Here is a 23058-nt window from a genome sequence, read left to right as displayed (position 1 = left end):
CAAACGCGGGCGCAGTGGTCTATTCCATGACAACACCTCTCCGCGATTTTCGATCCGCCCGCGCCTCAGCGCCGCGAGGAAACATGCTCCGCCTCCGGGAGAGGCCGGCGAAAGGCCATTGCCACGAATGCCAGGAAAAACATCCGTCCGAGTGCCCGCCGACTACCGGGCATCGCGTCGCCCGGTTTCCCTGCCCCTGGCCGGAATTCATCAGATCGAGCCCCACGCGGGCCGTTCCCCGGCGACATCGCGAGATATCGCTCCGCGAAAAACTCCTCGATCGCGCACGACGGACACCCCGGGCGCACACGCGTAATTCGCTCGGGTTCGAAATGCATATTCCGGCGGGCTCCCCGAATCGGAGCAGGGCCTGCTCCAACCGAGTGGCCCGCCACGGGGCTCACGGGCTCGGCAGACCTCGCGTGCGCGCGGCCCGCCGAGCCCTTCAGCAGCGGCTCAGGTGTGCCCGCCGAGCTGGATCATCTCGACCCGCTTCTCGTCGTCCAGCACCCGGAAGGTCGCGCGCTGCTTCCCGCCGAGGCGGATCTGGAACTGGTTTCCGCTCAGCTGCTTGTAGTTCATGTCGCCCGCTTCCTCGGCGGCCTTCTTCGGATGCCACTTGTTGTTGTGGATGTAGTTCTGGAACGTGTCGAACTTCGCCTGCTCGGCCGCGGTCAGCGGCTGGTTCCCGAACCGCATGTCCTGTTTGCTGAACGTCCACTTGCAGTCGTTGAGGCCGAGCGGGTCGACCAGCAGCGTCGGGTTGCTGACGTACATCTGGGCGTTCGTGCCGCCGGTCAGCCCGACCGGGTCGGCGCTGAGGTAGCGGGCGAGGGCCGGGTCGAAGTAGCGGTGGTAGTTGTAGTGCAGGCCGGTCTCGGCGTCGAAGTACTGGCCGGGGAACCGCAGCGGCGTGACGTCGTCGCCGCGGCCGGATTCCGCGCCCCAGATGGTGCGCGGGCCGCTTCGGGCGACGGAGCCGTCCAGGCCCACCAGTTCGGTCGGCGTTCCCACGAGGTCGGTCACGATCGCGTGGTAGCGGCGGTCCACCACCTGCTGCGGGGTGTTCGCGTCCAGCAGCTTCTCGCCCTGGATCAGCGGCAGGTCCGTCTCCGGTTCGAACTCCCAGTTCCGCAGCCGGCGCAGCCCGCCCGGACCGCGGTGGTGCTCCTCCGCCAGCCGGGACCCGTCCCAGGTGAAGTCGACCTGTTCGACGACCTCGCCGGTGGCCGACAGCCGCTGTTTGGCGGTGCGCCGCCGCATCGCGTCGTAGCGGTAGCGCCAGCGGTGTCCGTCCACTGTGGTCACTGCGACGAGCCGGTCGTCGGCGTTCCATTCGTACTGCGCGGTGCGCGCGCCCGGGCTGATCAGGCGGATCAGCCGTCCCTGCGCATCGTGCTCGTACTGGTTCGCCCCGGCGCGGACGATCCGGTTTCCGGCGAACTCGCGCACGCCGGAGTGCGGACCGCTGACCGCGGACGAGTTCGCCGCGACGACGTTGCCGGTGGCGTCGTAGCGGTAATGCTCGGTCCCGGCCGTTCCGGTGACGCCGGTGATCCGGCCGAGCGCGTCGACGTCGAACCGGCGGGTGCCCGCCAACGCGTCGTCGACCGCCCTGAGCGTGCCGTCCGCCCGGTAGTCGTACGAACGTCGTTGCTGCGCGGCGTAACCGCCCGACAGGGTTTGCGCGGCGAGCGTGCCGACCGCGTTCCAGTGGTGCCGGATGACCGTCGTGCCCCACGAGCGATCGGATTCGCGGCCGAGCAGGTCGCGCCCCAGCGTCATGGCGTGCCCGTCGACCCGCACGCCGACGAGGCTTCCCGCGGCGTCGAAACTCCACTCGCTGGCGGTGCCCGAGGGCAGGATCCGCTTGACCCGCCTGCCGAGCGCGTCGTACTCCGAGCGCAGCGTCCGACCGTTGCAGCTTTCGGCGAGCACGCGCCCGCAAGCGTCGTAAGTCCAGGTCAGCTCCGTGTCGGCGTTGACCGCGCGGACGACCCGGCCCGCTTGGTCGTAGTCGTAGCGGCTCGTGCTGTCGCCGGCCTGCTCTTCGACCAGCCTGCCCAGCGCGTCCCAGCCGAACCGGGTGGTCTCGCCCGCCCCGTTCACGCGGCTGACGAGCTGGCCCGCCGCGTCGTAGGCGTAGCGCAGCACCCGGCCGTCGAAATCGGTTTCCTCGACCAGGTTCCCGGCCGCGTCGTACCGGCAGCGCCAGTAGTTCCCGCGCTCGTCGCGCACGGAGACGAGACGCAATTCGGTGTCGTAGCCGAATTCCAGCCGGGTGCCGTCGGGGCGCACTTCCGCCGCGGGCAGGTCGAAGTGGGTCACCTCGGTGACCGTGGTCTGGCCGAGGGCATCGACATGGGTGCGCAGGTTGCCCTCGCCGTCGTAAATCCACCGTTCGGTAGTTCCGTCCGGCAGGGTCTGCCAGGCCGGTTCGCCGCTGACGGTCCACCCGAGCCGCGTGGCGTTGCCGAGGGGATCCACCACGGCTGAAATACGCCCGAAACCGTCGCGCTCGAACCGGGTGGCGGCACCGGTCGCATCGGTGACCGAGATCGGCAATCCGGCCGCGTCGGTTGTCACGGCGCGAACCCCGCCGAGCGCGTCCGTGATCGACGACAGGTGTCCGTGTTCGTCGTAGCCGTAGCTGGTGGCCTGTCCCGCCGGGTCGATCAGGCGCGTGAGGTTGCCGCGCGCGTCGTACTCCCGTCGGGTGACCGCGCCGTCCGGCTTGATCACCGTCACCGGAAGGCCGAGGTCGTTGTACTCGGACCGGGTCTGCGTACCGTCCGGCCGCGTCACCGCCACCGTGTTACCGGCCTCGTCGTACTCGTACCGGGTCACCCGGCCCAGCGGATCGGTGCGCGCGAGCAGCCGGTCGAACTCGTCCCACTCCGAGCGGGTCTCGTTGCCCGCCGGATCGACCTCGCGCAGGGTTTGCCCGCGTTCGTTGAGGTGGTACGCGGTCTGCTCGCCCAGGGAGTTCGTCCACCGCGTCACGCCGTCCGCGTAGGACAGCGAGCCGCTGAAGAATCCGCCGGAACCTTCAGCTCGCACGACGCGGCCCTCGCCGTCGTAGCTGTAGCGGTACCAGGCTCCGTTGCGGTCGGTCCAGCTCGTCATCCGGCCTTCGCCGTCGTAGGCGAACCGCAGCGGCGCCCCGGAAGCGTTGACCACCTCGGTCAGCAGGCCGTGCCGGTAGCCGTACCGCAGCAGCGGCAGATCGGCGCCGCCGTCGGCACCGCACAGGTGAAACGCGCTGATCAGCCCGTCCGCGGACTCGACCCGCACGCGGTACCCGCCGCTGTGCCGGACCTCGGCGAGCGTGCCGGCGTCGTCGCGGACGAACTCGACGCGGTGCCCGTTGCGATCGGTGATCGCCCGCAGCGGCAGCACCGGGCCGCCGCGGCCGAAGTGCAGCGTCCGGCCCTCGTCGGGGAGAGTGATCGTGTACCCGTCGCCGGTCAGCGCGAGCCGCCGCCGCGGTCCGGCCAGCGGCATGGCCTCCGGCGCCGGGTGCGGGTAGAACAGCAGCGTGCCGTCGTCGGACGCGAAGGACACGCCCTCGTCGTCCACCTCGATCCGCTGGTCCACAGTGGACGCCCAGTTCGGGCCGAAGGACTGCCCCGCCCGATACGACGAGAGGTGCACCCGGCGCAGCACCAGCGGGAGCACGCCCGCCAGTTCGACGTCCGTTTGCGGCAGCACGACGTCGCCGCTGGCCACGTCGATCGGATCGCCGCAGGTGTTCAGGTTCTTGTCCGGCACGCGGTCCTGCTGCGGCCCGCGGCTGTTGTCCCGGATGTTCGAACCGGAGCCGCCGCGCGACCCGGAACCGCCGCCGTGCGAGCCGCCCCCGGACTGCCCGCCGCCGGGAGAGTGCACCGGACCGTCGTTGCCGCCGCCGCGCGTGCCGTCGGTCTCCGGTCCCCGGCCGCCGGAACCGCCTTCGTGCCCGCCGGAGTTCGCCGGCGGCGAATCCGCGCTGGAGGTCGTCGTGCTCTCGTTCTTGCCGCCGCCCTTGCCCGGCGAGCCCTTCGGGGTTTCGATGTCCTTCGGCTTGGGACTCGGCTTCGGCTTGCCGCCCTTGATCCCCTTCAACGCCTTCCCGGCGTCGGCGAACAGCGTCCCGGCCTTCTTCAGCAGCGGCATCAGCGCCTTGAGCGCCTTCACCAGCTTCGTGGTGACCTGGCCGATCTTCGACGCCGTCTTGGCGACCGCGGAGATCACCTGCGGCACGACCCAGGTCATCCCGATCCCGAGCGTGAACACGACCTGCAGCGCCCACGAGATCAGGTGCCCGACGAGGTCGGCGATGGTGTCGCGGACGAGAGACCGGACCGCCGCGACGATCTCGCCCGCGGTCTTCACCCCGCTCGCCGCGCCCTCGCTGCCCTTCTGCGCGCTCGCGATCAGGGCGGAGGTGTCCTCGGCCTTCTTGCGGTAGCTGTCGGCCGCTTCGCCGTGCCAGTCCTGCAGATCCTTCTTGACCAGCTCGGTCAGCTCCGCCGAGACGCTCTCGAGCTCCTTCGCGACGTTGGTCCACGTCGCGGCCTGGGACTTGATCTCGTCCGCGTTGCCGGTGAGCGCGTCGAGAGCTTCCTTCAGCGGACCGACGTGTTCCATCAGCCAGCCGACCCCGGCCGCGAAGATCGCGCCGAACGGGTCCATCACCGCGGTGAGCACGTCCAGCGCGGTCCCCACCGCGCCGATCGCGACCGCGGCCCAGTTCTTGCTCTCGATCGCCTCTTTCAGCCCCGTCGCGTCCTCCAGCAACGGAACCCCGGCCATCGCCGAAGTCTCCTTCACCGGTGCGACCAACGGATTACTCATGCGACGTACAACCCCCTTGCGGCCGGGCCCGATCCCGGCGAACTCCCCCGGAAACCTAGCGGCACCCGGCAACCGTCCGCCCGCGGCACCGCGAGTCCCTGCCCGAACGAAGTCCCGATGTTGCCCGAGCACCGATCCGGTCCGCGCTGACACCGCGCCTGACACAGCCGCCTCCCCGGCGTCTGAGCCGTGACAGCTGCGTGTCCGCCCAGCAGGCGAATGTGGTCACAACAAACCGCCAGACCAGCCAGGGAGACCCGAAATGTCCACGTTCACCACCCCCAACCCCATCACCGCCGCGCTGACCACCGCGGGTGCTCGCGTCCGGATCACCGCGGGCGAGCGCACCGAGACCGTCGTGCGGGTGCAGCCGGTTGACGCGGCGAACTCGACCGACGTGAAGGTCGCCGAGAAGACCAAGGTCGAGTTCGCCGACGGCGTGCTCGCCGTGAAAACCACCAAGTCCGGACGCCAGACCGGTTCCGTCGATATCGCGATCGAACTGCCCGCCGGGTCCAAGCTCGTGCTCAACACGGCTTGGACCGAAGTGCAGGCGGAGGGCACGCTCGGCGACTGCGAAGTCAACATCGGCTCGGGTCAGGTGCAGCTCGACCGGGTCGCCGCGTTGCGCGGGAACCTCGGCGCGGGCGGGCTCGCGGTCGGGCACGTCGGCGGCGACGCGGTCATCGAGGGCAGCGCGGCGGGCCTGCGGCTGGGCGAGGTCGACGGCGAGATCCGGTACCAGGGCACCAGCGGCAAGGTCTGGATCGGCCACGCGCGGTCCGACGTCGACCTCGGCGGGTCGAACGGGAGTTTCGACATCGGCACCGCGGACGGGAGCGTCGTCGCCAAGGCGGCCGACTGCCCGATCCGGATCGGGCGGGTCACGCGCGGCCAGGTGGAGCTGTCGAACGCGGCCGGCGGGATCGAGGTCGGCGTCAGCGCGGGCACCGCCGCCGACGTGGACGCGAAGAGCACGAAGGGCGCCGTGCGCAACACTCTCGGCACGCCGCAGAGCCCGCGCGGCACGATCAAGGTCCACGCCCGCACGCGGCTCGACGACATCGTCGTCTATTCCGCTGCCTGACCACCCGATCGGATGGCAGGATCGGACGGGTGCAGATCAAGATCCTGGGTCCGTTCGAGGTCCGCGACGGCACGACGGCCGAGGTGCCGGGCGCGCGGTTGCGCGGGCTGCTCGTCGCCCTCGCGCTCCGGCCGGGCCAGGTCGTGCCGAAGGCGTCGCTGATCGACTGGATCTGGGGCGAGCAGCCGCCCGCCGACGCCGCGAACGCCTTGCAACGCCTGGTTTCCCGGCTGCGCAAGGCGCTCCCGGGCGCCGTGGTCGAAGGACTGACCGACGGGTACCGGCTGGCGATCGACGCCGACGCGGTCGACGCGGTGCGCTTCGAGCGGCTCGTCGCCCAGGCCCGCGACCACGGGCCTGGGCGGCTGCGCGAGGCGCTGGAGTTGTGGCGCGGTCCGGCGATGCAGGACGTCGGATTGCAGGACAGCGACGCGTTCGACGCGGCGGCCACGCGGCTGGAATCACTGCGGCTGACGGCCATGGAGGACCGGTTCGAAGCCGAGCTCGATCTCGGCGGCGGCGCGGATCTCGTCCCGGAGCTGACCGACCTGGTGGCCGCGCACCCGGTGCGGGAAAGGCTCGTCGCCGCGCTGATGCGCGCGCTCGCCGCCGCGGGCCGCAACACCGAGGCGTTGCAAGCGTTCCAGCGGATCAGGGAAACGCTGGCCGACGAACTGGGCGCCGACCCGTCGCCCGAACTGTCCGCGCTGCACGTCGCGTTGCTGCGCGGCGAGGTCGGACGGCGCGAGGAGAGCCGCAAGACCAACCTGCGCGCCGAATTCACCAGCTACATCGGGAAAGAAGCCGATGTAGCCGCGGTCCGCGACCTGGTTTCGCGGCATCGGCTCACCACCTTGACCGGGCCCGGCGGCTCGGGGAAGACCCGGCTGGCCACGGAAACCGCCCGCACGCTGGTCTCCGGCCTGCACCACGGCGCGTGGCTGGTCGAACTGGCCGCGGTCGGGAGCGGGGACGACGTCGCGCAGGCCACGCTGTCCGGGCTCGGCCTCCGCGACGCGCTGCTCGGGGAAGCGTCCGCCGCGGACCCGGTGGACCGGCTGGTCTCGGCGATCCGGGACCGCGAAACGTTGCTGGTGCTGGACAACTGCGAACACGTCATCGAGTCCGCCGCCGCGCTCGCACACCGGCTGCTCGGCGAATGCCGCGGACTGCGGATCCTCGCCACGAGCCGGGAACCGCTGGGGATCACCGGCGAGGCGTTGTGGCCGGTCGAACCGCTCGCCCGCGCCGAGGCCGTCCAGCTGCTCCGCGACCGGGCGACGACGCGCAACCAGGAGCTCGCCGACGACCGGACGCTGGCCCGCATCTGCACCGCGCTGGACGGGATGCCGCTCGCGATCGAGCTGGCCGCGGTCCGGCTCCGCACGATGTCCGCCGAGCAGCTCGCGGACCGTCTCGACGACCGGTTCCGGCTGCTGACCGGCGGCAGCCGCACCGCTCTCCCCCGGCACCGGACGCTGCGCGCGATGGTCGACTGGAGCTGGGAACTGCTCAGCGACGGCGAACGGCTCGTGCTGAGCAGGCTGTCGGTGTTCGCCGGCGGCGCGAGCCTCGAGGCGGCGGAACGGGTCTGCGCGGGAGAACTGGTCGACGAGTACGAGGTGCTGGACCTGCTCGCCGCGCTCAGCGACAAGTCCCTGCTCGTCGCGTTCGGCGAAGGCGCGCCGCGGTACCGGATGCTCGGCACCATCAAGGAGTACAGCGCCGCGCGCCTCGCCGAAGCCGGGGAGACCGAGCTCGCCCGGCAAGCGCATCTCGCGTACTTCACCGAGCTGGCCGAAACCGCGGAACCCCGCCTGCGGCGCGGCGAGCAGCTGGAATGGCTCACCGTTCTCAAGGCAGAGCACGACAATCTCGTCTCGGCCATGCGCGGCGCGCTCGCCGCCGGTGACGCGCACGCCGCGATGCGGCTCGCCGCCGCCTGCGGCTGGTACTGGTGGCTTGTGGGCCGCAAGGCCGAAGGCATGGAACTGATCGCCGCCGCGATCGGGATCCCCGGCGAGGTCCCCGACGGGACCAGAGCCATCGTGTACGCGCTGACCTCAATGTTCGCCACGTCCGGCCCCGGCGACATGCCGGAAGCCGCGCAATGGATCCACAAGGCGTACGAGTTCGGCAAACACGGCCGGCACCTGCACGCGGCGCTGCGGCTGGTGGTGCCGCTGGAAATGATGCTGCGCGACACGGACGCGCTGCTGCCCGCGTGGGAGTCGCTGCTGGACGACGAGGACCCGTGGGTGCGCGCGTTGTCCCGGCTGCACATCGGGAAACTGCGGATGATGCTCGGCCAGGACTGCGAATCCTGGTTCGACGAATCGCTGGTCGAGTTCCAGGTGCTCGGCGAACGGTTCGGCATCTCGTTCGCGCAGACCGAACTGGCCGGCTGCCTCGCCATGCGCGGCGAATTCGGCGAGGCGAGCGAGCATTTCGACCAGGCGATCGCGGTCGTCGCCGAGCTGGACGCCCTCGACGACATCGTCCAGCTGCGCATGCGGCAGGCGCGGCTGCACTGGCTCGCGGGCGACAAGGACGCTTGCGCCGCCGCGGTCGCCGAGGCGGAAAGACTCGCGGAAGGCGTCACGTGGCCCGGGACGCTGGCGTCGCTCGCCCTCGTCCGGGCGGAACTGGCGCGGTGGAACGGCAACGCGCAGGACGCTTTCGACCAGTTCGGCCACGCGATGAGCCTGCTCGGCGACGAAGCGCAGCAACCACATCTGCGCGCCGCGGCCCACGACCTGCACGCGTGGTTCGCGACCGATCTCGAGGAGGCGCGCGAACACCGTGCCGCTGCTTGCGACGCGGCGGCGGAAACCGGACGCGCGCCGGAGATCGCGCAGGCGGTCGTCGGGGTCGCCGACCTGGCGCTGCGGCGCGCGCAGTACGAGCACGCCGCACGGCTGCTGGCCGCGAGCGCGCAGGTGCTCGGCCGGAAAGACCTGTCGAACCCGGACGTGCCGCGGATCGAGCAGGAGGCGCGCAACCACCTCGGCGACGCGGCGTTCGACCGGGCCGCCTGGGAAGGCGCCGCGGGCGTGTGGACCGACCTGGTCACGGAGCCGCTGACGCGGGCCTGATCCCGTGTCAGCGCCGTGACGGCTCGGTGTCTGGGCGCTCGGAGATCGTGGTGACATCAAGCCACCACGAGAGGACTTCCCGATGAACCAGCAGGTTTCCCCGGTCAACGGCCTGCCGATGGGCCGCGACGCAGGCCCGTTCGACCCGCCGTCGGCGATCACCGCGCTGCGCGAAACCCGCCCGGTCAGCCCGATGCTCTTCCCCGACGGCCACGAGGGCTGGCTGATCACCGGGTACGAGGCGGTCCGGCAGGTCATGTCCGACGCCCGGTTCAGCAACCGCCTCGACCTCGGCGTGGTCCACGTGCCGTACGAGACGCCGGGCATGCCGGTCGCCACCGAACCGTCGCCGCAGATCCCCGGGCTGTTCATCAGCATGGACGCCCCCGACCACACCCGGTTGCGGCGCAAGCTCACCGGCGCGTTCACGGTCAAGCGGATGAAGCAGCTCGAAGACGGGATCATCGCGATCACCGAACAGCAACTGGACGCGGTCGCGCAGCTCGCGCCGCCGATCGATCTCGTGCGGGAGTTCGCGCTTCCCGTGCCGTCGCTGGTGATCTGCGAACTGCTCGGCGTTCCCTACGCCGACCGCGAAACCTTCCAGGCGAACTCGTCGAAGTTCATGGAGCGCGACGTCAACCTCGAAGACAAGATGGCCGCGTTCGGCGCGATGATGGGCTACCTCGGCCAGCTGTGCACGGACAAGCGCGCGGAGCCGGGCGAGGACATCCTGTCCGACCTCGCCCGCGACGAGGACCTCAGCATCGAGGAACTGACCGGCATGGCGTTCCTGCTGTTGCTGGCGGGGCACGAGACCACCGCGAACATGCTGTCGCTCGGAGCCTTCGCGCTGCTCGAGCACCCGACGCAGCTGGCGGAACTGCGCGCCGACCCGACGCTGTTCGGCAACGCAGTGGAAGAGCTGATGCGCTACCTGTCGGTGGCTGACATCTTCTACCGCTACGCCACGGAGGACATCGAGGTCGGCGGCGAGACTATTCCGGCCGGCTCGACTGTGGTCGTCTCGCTGCTCGCCGCCAACCGCGACCCGAAGCATTTCGAGGACCCCGACACGATCGACCTGCACCGCAAGGTCCGCGGGCAGGTGGCGTTCGGCCATGGCGTCCACCAGTGCCTGGGACAGCAGCTGGCTCGCATCGAGATGCGCGTGGGGTTCGAGGGGCTGTTCCGGCGTTTTCCGGACTTGCGGCTCGCGGTTCCGGCTGGGGAGGTGCCGTTGCGGACGAACATGAATATCTATGGGGTGCACGAGCTTCCGGTCACCTGGGGCTGAGCGAGCGCCACGTTCACCATGGCGCCGGGCGTCAGCCGCGCAGTGCCGGGCCGATCCAGCGGCGCACCAGGTCGCGCAGTTCGTCGTCGGTCGCCGGTGGTGTCGACGGGTATTGCAGGAACGACATGAACAGCCGCATCAGGATCTCGGCTAGTTGCTGGAGTTCGGCGTCGGTGTGCACGCCGGCGGCGGACCAGTCGGCCTCGGTGTCGCGCAGGATTCGCGCGCCGAGGGAGAAGGACGGCGGCGTGGCGGTCCCGGCCGTGAAATAGTCGGCTTCCCCGGCCTGCAGGAGCAAACCGAGGTAGGGCTCGTCGGGCAGGCTGCGGACGGCGAACACGACGGACTCGACGGCGATCTCGACCGGGCTGTCGAACGCGGACAGGTGCCGCCGCATCCGTTCGGCGAACTCCTCGGCTCCCGCGTGGGCGACGGCGCGCAGGATTTCGGCCAGGCCGGGAAAGTAGCGGTAGACGGTCTGCCGGGTCACTCCGGCTTCGGCGGCGATGTGGGAGAGGTTGGTCTTGGCCAGCCCGGCGCGGTCGATGCACGCTATCGCCGCCTGCACGATCCGGCGGCGTGCCTCGTCTTCGGCGCCGGGCGGGTCGCCCTGCCATCCGTGGTACCCCATGACCCCATCGTTCCAGACGAGACCGCAGGTCACTGACGGGCGGGGCGAGCGGCGGCCAGCAGCGAACCGGCGGCGAGGAAGCACGCGAGCGCGTACGGTGCGCTCCCGATCGGGGAGCCGTCACTGGTGATGCCGTCCCGGGCTCCGAAATAGCCGGGCAGCGCGCCGATCCAGAACACCGCCATCCCGCCCAGGTAGATCGCGGGGTAGTACAGGGCGAACGCCGACTGCGGTTCGTCCGCGCCGCGCTCGCCGGAGCGCAGCTGTGCCACGACGATCCACGCGCCAGCCACCCAGACGAGGCCCAGTTCCGCGCCAAGCACCCAGGCTTGCGCGACCTGGTTCGGATGGTCGCCGCCGAACAGGCTCGCCGGGAGCCCGGCGACGGCCATGGTGAACGGGGTGAGGACGCCCGCCGCGAGGATGCGCGGAACCAGCCGCCAGCCGCGGCGCGGCCGTCCGTCTCCGGCCGGGCCGCCGGTGAAGCGCACCACGAGGTAGGTCATCGCTGCCATCGAAACCGAAGCGAACAGCAGCATGCTGGTCATCGGAACCGCGGCGAGCGCGGGCTGGTTGACGATGCGGTTGGCCGGGTTCCAGGCCCACCACTTCAGTTGCGGGCCCACCTGGTCGAAGACCTCGTAGAAGACCTGGCAGGCGAACGCGACGGCGACGGAGCCGATCAGCGGGCCGCGGCGGCGGAAGACCCCCAGCGACCGCACCAGTTCGTAGGCGAGCTGGCTGATCACCGGATAGAACGCCACGATGTAAAGCGGCAGCCGGTCCCCCATGAACTGCACGGTGAACCGGTTGTGCGCGAAGATGAATCCGTACAGCCGGTCGAGGCCGAACCATTCGGGGAAGTACAGCGGCGGTTCGGTGACGACGAGATACACCAGCGAAGCCCACCACAGCGCCAGGTTGACCGGGTCGCCCGCGCGATAGCGGCGCACGGCGTGCCAGAGCGCGAACACGGCTCCGCCGACGATCAGCATCTCCAGCAGCGGCATCGTCCAGTGCGCCAGGTCCCACGGCGCCCGGACCGAGACCACCGGGCTGACGTCGTGGCAGTCGAAACCGAGCCGCCGGACGACTTCCTCCGCCTCCGGCCCGCAGCCCGCGCTCATCCCGCGACCGCGGCCGGCGAGTAGTCGGTGGCGGGCGGCTCGGCCTGGGGATCGAAGCCGAAGGGCACCCGGTGCCTGCCCAGCATGGAGCGGACGCAGTAGCGGACCAGCCCGGCGAGCACGCGCGGGGTGCGCATCATCTCGCCCAGCGACTCGTCGAGGTTGAAGACTTTCGCGAAATGCTCGTCGACGACGTCGTCCTCCCGGGCGGCGCCGACGACAAGGCTGAACGCCGGGGCGGAGACAGCCGCGAGGAGGCGTCGTTGCCACCCGGGCAGCCGTTCGGTGCCCTCCGCGCACTCGTAACCGCGGTCGCGGGCCATCGCCAGAGTCCACGGCACCTTGAGAAGGTCGCGTTGCGCCGCAAGGAATCGCGCGCAGAAGCTCGCGTCGAGGTTAGTCGCGCTGGCCAGATGCTCGCGCAGCAGCAGCGCCGAACCCGACGCGGAACTGATGCCCTGCGCGTAGAAGGGATTGAACGCGCAGATCGAGTCGCCGACGAACGCCAGGCCTCGCGGCGGGCTCGTCCAGCGGTCGTAGCGCCGCCACCGGTTGCCGGTGGACCGCGTCAGATGCACCTCCGAGGACGGCGTGCACCGGTCCATCGCCGCGGCGAACAACGGCGTCCGCGTCCTGCGCGCCGATTCGACGAAGGCGTCGGCCGTCCGCGGCATCTCCAGTCCCCACGAACCCATGCAGGCGATGACCCGGTCGCCCTCGATCGGGAAGAAGTTCACCAGGAACTCGTGCTCCGCGGGATGCCCGCCGCGGTCCTGGGTCGGCATCAGCACCAGGTGCCGCCACCACCAGGACGCCGGACGGCTCTCGGGCGGCGGCAGTTCGTACCAGCGCGAGGTGTAGGTGACCTTGGCGTCGAGGGTCCGCACCTCGGGCTCCGCCCAGCCCGCCGCCGCCAGCCAGTTCGCGACGGGCGAGCCGCGGCCCATCGCGTCCACGACGAAGTCGGCGTCGAGATGCTCCTCTCCCCCGGGCCGGGCGATTTCGACACCGGTGACCGCCCCGGGCTCGGTGGCCAGGCCACGCACGGCGACGCGCTCGCAAAGGTCCACATTGGACAGTTCGCGCACCTTGTCCCGCAGCACGCGCTCGATGAGGACGCGCGAGCTGTAGACCATCGTCATCGCACTGCGTTTGCGCGCTGACCAGCCTTCCCGGTCCAGGTAGGCGGCGTCCATCGACGGCATCAGGTGCAGCCCGCCCGCCGCGACGAGGTCGTCCTCGAAACCGGGGAAGAGCGCGGTGATCGCCCGGCGGCCCGAGTTCAGCAGGAAATGCGGGTGCTTGCTCTGCGGCACCCCGCGCCGGTGCTCGGCGCCCTCCGGCAGCTCGTCCCGCTCCAGCACGAGCACCTGATCGAAATACGGGGACAGCGCCCCGGCGGCGCACAGGCCCGCGACGCTTCCGCCGAGGACGACAGCGGTCTTGCCGAGCTTCATCCGAACCAGCTCCGCTCGTCATTCATACAACTTTCGAGATAATGTATGAATGATGGACCGGCGTGTCAATCGGCCTGGTCAGCGACCATCCCCGGCTACCCGCGGTCGGCCGCGTGCACCAGCCGTCCGTCCTGGTACACCGCGAGGATCCGTTTGCCCAGATCCCGCACGTCGAGCGGATCGCCGTCCACGACGACGAGATCCGCGCGCTTGCCGGGAGTCAGCGAACCCAGCGAGGAACCGAGGCCCATCAGGTTCGCCGCCGACAGTGTCGCGGCGTGCAGGGCGTCGGCCGGGCGCATGCCCTGTTCGACAAGGAGTTCCAGTTCCAGCAGGTTCTCCCCGTGCGGGTACAGCGGCGCGTCGGTGCCCATCGCGATCGGGACGCCCGCCTCGACCGCGCGCCGAACGCTGCTTTCGGTGCGTTCCTTGATCTTCTCGACGATGTGGTCGGGATAGCCCGCTGCCCCGGCTTCGACCGCCTGCCGCAGACCGACTCCGGCGCTCAGGGTCGGGACCAGCCAAGTGCCGCGCACGGCCATCATCTCGAGCGTCTCGTCGTCCAGGAAATGGCCGTGTTCGATGGAGCGGACCCCGTTGCGGACGGCTGCCTTCGCCCCGTCGCCGTGAGCGTGGGCCATGACGTGCAGTCCCGCCGCCGCGGCCTCGGTGACCATCATGGCGATCTCGTCGTCCCGGAAATGCGCGATCTTCGGCCCGGCCCCGCCGGACACGACGCCTCCGCTGGTAGCGGCTTTGATGACGTCGGCGCCCGCGCGGACCAGCTCCCGGACCTTGCGCCGGATCTCCTCCGGGCCGTCCACCACCACGGGCGGGCGGCCGGGATGCGGCGGCAGCAGGTCCACCACGCAGGTCGAGGGCCACCACGGGTCACCGTGCCCGCCTGTCTGGCTCAGCATGTTCAGCGAGATCTGCATGCGGGGCCCGGCGATCAGCCCGCGCTCCTGCGCCACGCGCATCCCGAGGTCGGCGCCCGCCGCGTCCCGGACGGTGGTGACGCCCGCGGCCAGCGTCCGCGCCATGTTCCGCGCGCCTTCGTAGAACTGGAGCGAAAACGGCTGTTGCACGCTCTCGAAGAGATCCGAACTCGTCATCGTGAGGTGGACGTGGCAGTCGATCAGGCCGGGCAGCACTCCCCGGCCGGTGCAGTCGACTTCCTCGTCGCCGTCGAGGCCGGTCCCGACCTCGACGATCCGGCCGTTTTCGACCGACACGTCCGCCGAATCCGCGCACCGGGACGTCGCGTCGAAGAGAGTTCCGCCGCGGAAAACAGTGCGCTTCACCGGCCCGCCCCGTTCACGGCCGCCTGGTCCCGGTCCATCGTGGTCCCCCTTCTCGCTGCTTGCTTTCGGATGAGCGGAGCCAGCGCGAACAGCAGCAAAGCCAGCACGACCGCGCCGGCGCCGAGTGCGCCGAAGTAGCCTGCCGCCGAACGGGCGTCGTAGAACTTCACCAACTGGGCGCCGATGCCCTGCCCGGCCGCGTTCGACGACAGCCACAACCCCATCGTTTGCGTCGCGAACGCCGCGGGCGCCAGCCGCGTCGTCGCGGACAGCCCGATCGGCGAGAGGCACATTTCGCCGACGGTGACCACGGCGAGGCTTCCGGCCAGCCACAACGGGTTCGTCTGCCCCGGATGCGCCGCGGGCACCACCATCAGCAGGTACGACAGGCCGGCGATCGCCAGTCCCGCGGCGAATTTGTGCGCGGTCGACGGCGAACGGGGCGAACGGTCCAGCCGCAGCCACAGCATCGCGAACAGCGGCGTCAGCACGATCAGCACCAGCGAGCCGACCGACTGGAACCACGACGCCGGGATCGGGAACCCGAACGCGTCGAGATCGGTGCTTTCGCCCGCGTACTGCGCGATCACCGTCGCGCCCTGTTCCTGGATGCACCAGAACGCGACCGCCGCGACGAACATCGGAATGTAGGCGCGGACCCGGGCGCGTTCGGCCACGGTGGTGCGCGAACTGCGCAGCATGACCGTGAAGTAGCCGACGGGAAGCGCGATCGCCAGCACGCTGATGAGATTGACGGCACTGTCGGCGTCGAGGACTCCGGTGCTGACCGACACCGCCGCCAGCACGGCCAGCAGAGCGATTCCGGCGACGACCGCGACGAGCCGCGACCGCGGGACCTCGGCCAGCCGCAACGGGTTCTTCGGACTGTTGCTCACCGGGTTGAGGCGCCGCTGCGACCGGAGATAGACCACGAGACCGGCCGCCATGCCGATCGCGGCGATCCCGAAACCGGCGTGGTAGTCGTAATCCTGGCCCACCGTGCCGACGACCAGCGGAGCGGCCACCGCGCCGACGCTGATGCCCATGTAATAGATGCTGAACCCGGAGTCGCGCCGCGGATCGCCGGCCGCGTAGAGATCGCCGACCGACGACGAAATCGCCGGTTTCAGCAAGCCGGTCCCGACGGCGATGAAGACCATCGAAGCGAACAGCGCGCCGGCGCCCGCCGGGACGGCCAGGCAAATGTGCCCGCACATGATCAGGAACCCGCCGACGAGAGTGGTCCGGCGGTCGCCGAGCAGCCGGTCGCTGATCCAGCCGCCCAGGATCGCCGCCAGGTAAATCGCCGACCCGTAGACCGCGATCAGCGGCTTCGCGCTCTCCGGCCGCAGGCCGAGGCCGCCGTCGGACAGCCGGTCGGTCATGTAATAGAGCAGCAGCGCGCGCATGCCGTAGTAGGAGAACCGCTCCCACGCCTCGGCGAAGAACAGCCCCACCAAGCCGCGGGGCTGACCGAAGAACGCCCGTTCCTTCCCCATGCCCACCGCACCTTCCGCGTCGACCGCCGCTCCGATGGGAGCAGACGGTACATCTGCCGAATGCGGCAATCAATAGCCGATTCGGCGAGCGAACGCCGATAGTTACGCCGTTTCGTCTTCCGACATGCCTCCCAGTGAGAAGATTCGCCGACCGAGGGGGAATCAGCTAGGTTCTTCCCCGTGCCAGGAAACCCCGACGACGTCGACGAACTGCTCGTCCGCGCGCTGCAACAGGACGGGCGCGCGTCGTTCGAGACGCTGGCCCGGCTGGTCGGGCTCGCCCGCTCCACGACCAAGGCGCGGGTGCAGCGGCTGATCGAGGAGGGCGGGCTCCGGCTGATCGGCGCGATCCATCCGGCGGTGTTCGGGCTCCATCAGCTCGGGCACGTGATCGTCGAGACCGAGGGAGCCGCCCGCCCGGTCGCCGAACGGATCGCGGCGCTCGGCGAAACCTCGTTCGTCACCACGACCGCGGGCCGGTTCGCGGTGACGGCCGAACTGCGCGCCGCCGACCTGGAGTCCTTCGCGGCGGGGCTGGCCCGGGTGCAGGCCGTCCCCGGCGTCCGGGCGGTGCAGACGATCACGTACCTGCGGGTCTGGAAGGACCCCTATTTCCCGCCGGGACCGCTGGAGAGCCCCGGACCGCTCGCGGACCTCGAGCTGGACGACGTCGACCACCTGCTGCTCGCGCAGCTGCGCGACGACGGGCGCGCCTCGTTCGCCGAACTGGCGAAAGCGACCGGCCTTTCCCCGGGAGCCGCGCGGGCCAGGGTGCTCCGGCTGCTCGAGTCCGGCGTCGTCCACATCGGAGCGCTGGTGCGGCTCAGCCGCTCGACGCGCACCCACACCATCGGTTTCGCGGTGCACGCGACCGGCGACACCGAACCGGTCGCCCGCCGGATCGCGGAGTTCGAGAACATCGACTGTTTCGCGACCGGAGTCGGATGGTGCAACGGAATCGGCAGCATTCAGGCGCAGTCCCCGGACGAGGTGCTGGACACGCTCGAACGCCTGCGGGAGCTGCCCGGCGTGCGCGCGATCGAGTCCTGGAGCCACCTGCGGGCGGTCAAGGAGGAGAATGACCGCCCGCTCACCGCCGTCGGCACCGGGCAGGGCTGAGCAGCCCGTCTATCCACTGTGGATGCTCAGAAACCGCTGCCGCTCCATCAGTTCGGCGCCCGGAAGCCCCCGATCCGCTCCTCCAGCAGCTCCGCCAGCCGCAGCGGGGTGCGGTCCTCGAACATCGGGCCGACGACCTGCACCCCTACCGGCAGGCCCTCCGGGGAGAAGCCCGCGGGCATCGCCGTCGCGGGCAGGCCCGGCATGGTCGCCACCCCGGCCCAGACCAGCTGGTCGAAGAACGGGTACTCGACGCCGTCGATGTCGATCCGGCAGGCCAGCAGGTCGGGGTTGTGGTCGTGCGGGAACGCGGGCGTCGGCGTCACCGGGCAGACCACCGCGTCGAACTCGGCGAAGAACTGTCGCCAGCCGTGCCGGTGCAGTTCGCGGCGGTGGTTCACCCCGAGCCAGTCGCGGTGGCTGAGCACCAGGCCGCGCAGGCGCGCCGCGTCCAGGCTTTCATCGGTTGCGCTCAAGGCGGCGGCACGAGTCTGCAGCTCCTCGTAGGCGTCGACCGGGAAGCGCGCGACGGAGCCGGAGAACAGCAGCTGGGTGTAGAGGGTCGCGGCTTCGGCCAGGTCGGGCAGCAGCGGGCTGTGTCGTTCGACCCGGGCGCCGGCGTCGGCGAGTGCGTCGGCTACCCGGTTCACTCCGGCCCGCACCGCGGCGCCGGTCGGGATGAAGGGGTGCTCGTCGAGGATCAGGACGCGGAAGTCGCTCAACTGCTCGTGGCGGGCGGGCGGCAAGGCCAGGTCGTGCGCGACGCCGTAGGTAAGCGGGTCCGGTCCGGCCATGACGTCGAGCAGCATCGCCAGGTCGCGGGCAGTGCGCGCCATCGGCCCGACGACGGCGAGGTCCAGGTCGAGCGGCAAGGGCAGTTCGTTCGGCAGGACCATGCCGCGGTTCGCCACCAGGCCGAGGGACGGCTTGTGCCCGTAGACACCGCAGAAATGCGCGGGGGTGCGCAGCGAACCGCCGATGTCGGAGCCGATGGACAGGGCGCCGAAGCCCGCTGCCAGGGCCGCTGACGATCCGCCGGAGGAGCCGCCCGGAGTGCGGTCGTGGTCCCAAGGGTTGTTGGTGGTGCCGTAGACCGGGTTGGAGCTCTGCAAGCCCTGGAGTCCTAAGGGGACGTTGGTCTTGCCGAGGATGACCGCGCCGGCGTTCTTGAGCAGCGACACCTGGACCGCGTCCTCGGCGGGCATGAAGTCCCGGTGCTGCGGCATGCCCCAGGTCGTGGGCAGCCCGGCGACGTTGTAGCACTCCTTGACAGTCACCGGGATTCCGAGCAACGGCCGGTCTTCGCCGCGGGCACGCGCCCGGTCGGCCTCTTGCGCGGCGATGCGAGCGCGGTCGAAGTCCGGTGTGCAGATCGCGTTGAGTGCTTTGTCTTCCCGCTCGATGCGGGCGATCGCCTCGTCGGTCAGCTCCGCCGAGGTTGTTTCGCCTGCCCGCATGGCGGCCGCGAGTTCTCCGGCCGACTGAAAGTTCCGCTCCATGAATTCGACCGTAACGGGTACCCGGCGGAGCCATAAAACATTAATTCGCGCAACGGGTCAGTGGTCCCAGAATCCCTGTTTTTCCAGCAACGCCACCGCCCGCTCGCCCGCGTCGGCGAGGTGCTTCTCCACCAGGGCGCGCGCCCGGCCCGCCGAGCGGGCGGACAGCGCGTCCAGGATCAGCCGGTGGTCGTCCCGGGCCTTGACCGGCCAGTCCTCGTGTGCCTCGTAAAACCCGTGCGAGACGGTTTTGACGAGGATTCCCAAGAGCGACAGGAGACGGCGCGAGTCGGCGGCGTAATTGATTCGCCGGTGGAACTCGTAGTTCAGCCGTTCCTGCTCGCCACTGTCCACTGCGGACTCCATCCGGTCCGCGAGATCGTGCAGCGCCTGGAGGCTTTCCGGGGAGAGGTTCTTCGCCGCGCGCTCCGCGGCCAATCCGGACACGACGCCGAACACGCGGAAATGGTCCCGGATGTCGTCGCGCGTCATCCGGGCGACGAAGGCGCCCCGGCGGGCGATGTGCTCCACCACGCCCTCGTGGTCGAGCGTGATCAACGCTTCGCGGACCGGGAGTTTGCTGATGCCGAGTTCGTCGGCCAGCGCTTCCTGGTCGATCTTCGCCCCGGCGCGCAGCTGCCCGGAGAAGACCCGCCGCCGGATTTCCTGCGCGGCCATCGCCTTGAGGTTCGCCGGGCCGGTGCGGCGCGGTCCGGCACTCGCGGTCTCGGGCATCGCCACTACCTTCTCCCTCCTCATGCGCGGCTGTATCGGATCAAGTATTACACGACCGGGGCACGCTCGGGCGGCTCTGTCACTCGCGCCCGAAGCGCCCGTCAAACGAAGAAACCGCCGTTGACCTGGGGCAGCATGCGGGCCGAGCGTCGCCCGGGAGTGTGAGCCATTCGATGATTTCTGATAAAGTATTTTCCAGCGAGGCGGTCTGGGTCATAGTGGGAGGCATGGCAGCAGCGGTTACCCCCGAGGACTTCCGGCCCATCCTGGAGCTGGTGCGCGACTTCGTCCGGGCGAAGGTCGTCCCGCGCGAGCAGGAGATCATGGACGGCAACGCCATCCCCGACGACCTGCGCGGGCAGGCCGCCGAGATGGGCCTGTTCGGCTACGCGATCCCCCAGGAATGGGGCGGGCTCGGGCTCGACCTGACCCAGGACGTCGAGCTGGCGATGGAGTTCGGCTACACGTCGCTCGCGCTGCGGTCGATGTTCGGCACCAACAACGGCATCGCCGGACAGGTGCTGGTCGGCTTCGGCACCGACGAGCAGAAGAGCCAGTGGCTGGAGCGCATCGCCTCGGGCGAGGTCGTCGCGTCGTTCGCGCTCACCGAGCCCGGCGCCGGGTCCAATCCCGCCGGGCTGCGCACCAAAGCGGTGCGCGACGGCGACGACTGGGTGATCGACGGGCAGAAGCGGTTCATCACCAACGCGCCGATCGCGGACCTGTTCGTCGTCTTCGCGCGCACCCGTCCCGCGGACGACTCCGGGCCGGGCATCGCGGTGTTCCTCGTGCCCGCAGACACGCCGGGCCTGGAAGTCGGGCCCAAGGACAAGAAGATGGGCCAGGAAGGCGCCTGGACCGCGGACGTCACCTTCTCCAACGTCCGAGTGCCTGCTTCCGCGCTCGTCGGCGGCAACGAGGACGACGGGTACCGCGCCGCGATGACCTCCCTCGCGCGGGGTCGCGTGCACATCGCCGCGCTCGCCGTGGGTTCCGCGCAGCGGGCGCTGGACGAGTCCGTCGCGTACGCCGCTTCGGCGACGCAGGGCGGTCAGCCGATCGGCGATTTCCAGCTGGTGCAAGCAATGCTGGCGGATCAGCAGACCGGCGTGATGGCCGGCCGCGCGCTGGTGCGGGAGACCGCGGCGCGCTACGTGTCCGGTGAGGACCGGCGGATCGGGCCGTCGGCCGCGAAGCTGTACTGCACGGAGATGGCGGGCAAGGTCGCCGACCTCGCGGTGCAGATCCACGGCGGCACCGGCTACATGCGCGACGTGCCGGTCGAGCGGATCTACCGCGACATCCGGCTGCTGCGGCTTTACGAGGGCACCAGCGAAATCCAGCGCCTCATCATCGGCGGCGGCCTGGTCCGGCAGGCGAAGAAGGCACAGAAATGACCAGCCGCGCGGCCACGCGGGCGCGGGAAGCGACAACCCTCCTGTTCGTCCCGGGCGACCGGCCGGAGCGGTTCGGCAAGGCGATGGCGGCCGGGCCGAGCCTGGTCGTGCTCGATCTGGAGGACGCCGTCGCGCCGGAACGCAAGGTGTACGCGCGGGAACAAGCCGTCGCGTGGCTCGAGGAGAACCCCGAGTGCGCGGTGCGGGTCAACGCCGCCGGCACCGCCTGGCACGACGAAGACCTCGCCGTGCTCAGGCGGCGCCGGTGCACCGTGATGCTGCCGAAGGCCGAGCCCGCGACGACACGTGCCGTGGCCGAGCAGCTCGGCGTCCTGCCGGTGGTGATCGCGCTCGTCGAAACCGCGCGCGGCGTGCTGGACGCGCGGGAGACCGCCACCGTGCCGAACGTGCAGCGCCTCGCGTTCGGCAGCTTCGACCTCGCCGCGGAGCTGGGGGCCGATCCGGCGGACCGGGACGCGTTCGTCGCCGCGCGGGGCGCGCTCGTGCTCGCCTCCGCCGCGGCGGGACTGCCCGGTCCGATCGACGGCGTCACCGCGGACCTGGACAACGAGCTGCACCTCACCGACGAAGTCCACTACGCACGGCGGCTCGGCTTCGCCGGAAAGCTGTGCGTGCACCCGAAACAGGTGCCCGTCGCCGCCGCGGCGCTGCGTCCGACGCGCGAGGAAGTCCGCTGGGCGCAGTCGATCCTCGACGCCGGCGCGGACGGCGCGGTCGCGGTGAACGGGCAGATGGTCGACAAGCCGGTGCTGGAGCGCGCCCAGCGCGTCCTCCGGCAGGCACGAGAAGGGAACGGGCGATGACGCTCACCGACGACGAACAGCAGATGGTCGCCCTGGTCGCGGAGTTCGTGGACGAACGGGTCCGGCCCCGGGTCCGCGAGTTCGAAGCCGACGACATCTACCCCGCCGAGTTCATCGACGAGATGAAGAAACTCGGCTTCTTCGGGCTGCTCGTCCCGGCCGAATACGGCGGCGTCGACGTCAGCACCGCCTGTTTCGCCCGCGTCACCGAAGAACTCGCGCGCGGCTGGATGAGCCTGGCGGGCGCGATCGGCGGGCACTCCGTCATCACTTATCTGATCAAGACCTTCGGCACCCCGGAGCAGCGCGAGAAGTACCTGCCAGCCATGGCCGAGGGGCGGATCCGCGCGACGATGGCGCTGACCGAACCCGGCGGCGGCAGCGACCTCCAGGCGATGCGCACCCAGGCCGTGCCGGGCGACGAGGGCTACACGATCACCGGCTCGAAAACCTGGATCTCCAACGCCGCGCACTCCGGTCTGATCGGCCTGCTGTGCGTCACCGACCGCGACGCGAAACCCGCGCACCGCGGCATGAGCGTCCTGCTCGTCGAACCCGGCGACGGCCTCACCATCTCCAAGAAGCTGCCCAAACTCGGCTACCGCGGCGTCGAAGCCTGCGAGCTCGTCTTCGACGGCCAGCAGGTGCCCGCGGACGCGGTTCTCGGCGGCACGCCGAACCAGGGCTGGTCGCACATGATGCGCGGGCTGGAAGTCGGCCGGATCCAGGTCGCGTCGCGCGCGCTGGGCGTCGGGCAGGCCGCGTTGAACGACGCCGTCCGCTACGCCCAGGAACGCGAGTCCTTCGGCAAGCCGATCTGGAAACACCAGTCGGTCGGGAACCTGCTCGCCGACATGGCCACGAAGATGCGCGCCGCCCGGCTGCTCACGGTGGATGCCGCGGAGAAGCTCGACGCGGGCGAACGCGCGGACATGGAAGCCGGGATGGCGAAGCTGTTCGCGTCGGAAACCGCGATGCAGGTAGCGCTCGACGCCATCCGCGTCCACGGCGGCTACGGCTACTCCCGGGAGTACGACGTCGAACGCTACTTCCGCGACGCGCCGCTGATGATCGTCGGCGAAGGCACCAACGAAATCCAGCGCAACGTCATCGCCGCGCAGCTCGTGGCGCGCAACAAGATCTGAGGGAAT

General features: G+C 70.4%; 15 protein-coding genes. 7 read left to right on the top strand and 8 right to left on the bottom strand.

The annotated features are described in order from the left end of the window. Positions 1-456: 456 nt before the first annotated feature. On the bottom strand, positions 457-4836 hold the full coding sequence (locus WA670_RS31195; RefSeq protein WP_336159696.1) for an RHS repeat-associated core domain-containing protein: 4380 nt from the start codon (positions 4834-4836) through the stop codon (positions 457-459). A gap of 262 nt (positions 4837-5098) precedes the next feature. On the opposite strand from WA670_RS31195, the gene WA670_RS31190 reads away from it, so the two are divergent. The 3 genes from WA670_RS31190 to WA670_RS31180 all read left to right on the top strand — a co-directional run bounded on the left by WA670_RS31190 (position 5099) and on the right by WA670_RS31180 (position 10315). Next, positions 5099-5923 carry a hypothetical protein gene (locus tag WA670_RS31190; protein ID WP_336159695.1) on the top strand — a complete coding sequence of 275 codons (825 nt, stop codon included), beginning with the start codon at positions 5099-5101 and terminating at the stop codon, positions 5921-5923. 29 nt (positions 5924-5952) lie between these two features. Then, positions 5953-9018, top strand: coding sequence for a BTAD domain-containing putative transcriptional regulator (locus tag WA670_RS31185; protein ID WP_336159694.1), 3066 nt, complete (start codon positions 5953-5955; stop codon positions 9016-9018). 82 nt (positions 9019-9100) lie between these two features. Further along, positions 9101-10315: a cytochrome P450 gene (locus WA670_RS31180; RefSeq protein ID WP_336159693.1), complete on the top strand. Its 1215-nt coding sequence runs from the start codon at positions 9101-9103 to the stop codon at positions 10313-10315. A gap of 31 nt (positions 10316-10346) precedes the next feature. Here the strand turns inward: WA670_RS31180 and WA670_RS31175 are convergent, their stop codons facing one another. The 5 genes from WA670_RS31175 to WA670_RS31155 form a co-directional block, all read right to left on the bottom strand. Further along, entirely contained in the window at positions 10347-10946 is a 600-nt protein-coding gene (locus WA670_RS31175; RefSeq protein WP_134662812.1) for a TetR/AcrR family transcriptional regulator, read from the bottom strand. Positions 10947-10975: 29 nt separating this feature from the next. After that, positions 10976-12073 (bottom strand): hypothetical protein, encoded by a 1098-nt coding sequence (locus WA670_RS31170; protein ID WP_336159692.1) that lies wholly within the window; start codon positions 12071-12073, stop codon positions 10976-10978. Next, the gene (locus WA670_RS31165; protein WP_336159691.1) at positions 12070-13530 is read right to left on the bottom strand and encodes an FAD-dependent oxidoreductase; all 1461 of its coding nucleotides are present in this window, start codon (positions 13528-13530) and stop codon (positions 12070-12072) included. Before WA670_RS31165 ends, WA670_RS31170 begins: the two co-directional genes overlap by 4 nt. Before the next feature lie 95 nt (positions 13531-13625). Continuing rightward, a complete protein-coding gene (locus tag WA670_RS31160) occupies positions 13626-14834 on the bottom strand; it encodes a metal-dependent hydrolase family protein (RefSeq protein ID WP_336159690.1) in 1209 nt (402 codons plus the stop codon). Then, a complete protein-coding gene (locus WA670_RS31155) occupies positions 14831-16333 on the bottom strand; it encodes a peptide MFS transporter (protein WP_238606474.1) in 1503 nt (500 codons plus the stop codon). Before WA670_RS31155 ends, WA670_RS31160 begins: the two co-directional genes overlap by 4 nt. A 180-nt stretch (positions 16334-16513) precedes the next feature. Here WA670_RS31155 and WA670_RS31150 point away from each other — a divergent pair, with 180 nt between their 5' ends. After that, the gene (locus WA670_RS31150) at positions 16514-17452 is read left to right on the top strand and encodes an Lrp/AsnC family transcriptional regulator (protein ID WP_275290984.1); all 939 of its coding nucleotides are present in this window, start codon (positions 16514-16516) and stop codon (positions 17450-17452) included. A gap of 47 nt (positions 17453-17499) precedes the next feature. Here WA670_RS31150 and WA670_RS31145 read toward each other — a convergent pair whose 3' ends face one another. Beyond that, positions 17500-18951 (bottom strand): amidase, encoded by a 1452-nt coding sequence (locus WA670_RS31145; RefSeq protein WP_238606476.1) that lies wholly within the window; start codon positions 18949-18951, stop codon positions 17500-17502. Positions 18952-19008: 57 nt separating this feature from the next. Further along, positions 19009-19686: a GntR family transcriptional regulator gene (locus WA670_RS31140; protein WP_051728574.1), complete on the bottom strand. Its 678-nt coding sequence runs from the start codon at positions 19684-19686 to the stop codon at positions 19009-19011. 227 nt (positions 19687-19913) lie between these two features. Between WA670_RS31140 and WA670_RS31135 the strand changes: the two genes are divergently transcribed. The 3 genes from WA670_RS31135 to WA670_RS31125 are packed head-to-tail and all read left to right on the top strand — an operon-like array spanning position 19914 to position 23052. Further along, the gene (locus WA670_RS31135; protein WP_037806283.1) at positions 19914-21083 is read left to right on the top strand and encodes an acyl-CoA dehydrogenase family protein; all 1170 of its coding nucleotides are present in this window, start codon (positions 19914-19916) and stop codon (positions 21081-21083) included. Next, a complete protein-coding gene (locus WA670_RS31130; protein WP_336159689.1) occupies positions 21080-21907 on the top strand; it encodes an HpcH/HpaI aldolase/citrate lyase family protein in 828 nt (275 codons plus the stop codon). The genes WA670_RS31135 and WA670_RS31130 overlap by 4 nt, the downstream gene beginning before the upstream one ends. Further along, a complete protein-coding gene (locus WA670_RS31125) occupies positions 21904-23052 on the top strand; it encodes an acyl-CoA dehydrogenase family protein (protein ID WP_134662821.1) in 1149 nt (382 codons plus the stop codon). The genes WA670_RS31130 and WA670_RS31125 overlap by 4 nt, the downstream gene beginning before the upstream one ends. The last annotated feature ends 6 nt before the right edge of the window (positions 23053-23058 follow it).

The sequence above is a fragment of the Amycolatopsis sp. VC5-11 genome (assembly GCF_037034185.1).
GTDB lineage: Bacteria > Actinomycetota > Actinomycetes > Mycobacteriales > Pseudonocardiaceae > Amycolatopsis > Amycolatopsis nivea.
Note: the sequence above shows the minus strand (reverse complement) of the source record. Positions and strands in the feature narration are given on the sequence as shown.

What these genes read in the sequence shown, in the direction of transcription:
- WA670_RS31195 (WP_336159696.1), bottom strand. Translation starts at nt 4,836, where the DNA reads ATGAGTAATCCGTTGGTCGCACCGGTGAAGGAGACTTCGGCGATGGCC.
- WA670_RS31190 (WP_336159695.1), top strand. Translation starts at nt 5,099, where the DNA reads ATGTCCACGTTCACCACCCCCAACCCCATCACCGCCGCGCTGACCACC.
- WA670_RS31180 (WP_336159693.1), top strand. Translation starts at nt 9,101, where the DNA reads ATGAACCAGCAGGTTTCCCCGGTCAACGGCCTGCCGATGGGCCGCGAC.
- WA670_RS31175 (WP_134662812.1), bottom strand. Translation starts at nt 10,946, where the DNA reads ATGGGGTACCACGGATGGCAGGGCGACCCGCCCGGCGCCGAAGACGAG.
- WA670_RS31170 (WP_336159692.1), bottom strand. Translation starts at nt 12,073, where the DNA reads ATGAGCGCGGGCTGCGGGCCGGAGGCGGAGGAAGTCGTCCGGCGGCTC.
- WA670_RS31165 (WP_336159691.1), bottom strand. Translation starts at nt 13,530, where the DNA reads ATGAAGCTCGGCAAGACCGCTGTCGTCCTCGGCGGAAGCGTCGCGGGC.
- WA670_RS31155 (WP_238606474.1), bottom strand. Translation starts at nt 16,333, where the DNA reads ATGGGGAAGGAACGGGCGTTCTTCGGTCAGCCCCGCGGCTTGGTGGGG.
- WA670_RS31145 (WP_238606476.1), bottom strand. Translation starts at nt 18,951, where the DNA reads ATGGAGCGGAACTTTCAGTCGGCCGGAGAACTCGCGGCCGCCATGCGG.
- WA670_RS31140 (WP_051728574.1), bottom strand. Translation starts at nt 19,686, where the DNA reads ATGCCCGAGACCGCGAGTGCCGGACCGCGCCGCACCGGCCCGGCGAAC.
- WA670_RS31135 (WP_037806283.1), top strand. Translation starts at nt 19,914, where the DNA reads ATGGCAGCAGCGGTTACCCCCGAGGACTTCCGGCCCATCCTGGAGCTG.
- WA670_RS31130 (WP_336159689.1), top strand. Translation starts at nt 21,080, where the DNA reads ATGACCAGCCGCGCGGCCACGCGGGCGCGGGAAGCGACAACCCTCCTG.
- WA670_RS31125 (WP_134662821.1), top strand. Translation starts at nt 21,904, where the DNA reads ATGACGCTCACCGACGACGAACAGCAGATGGTCGCCCTGGTCGCGGAG.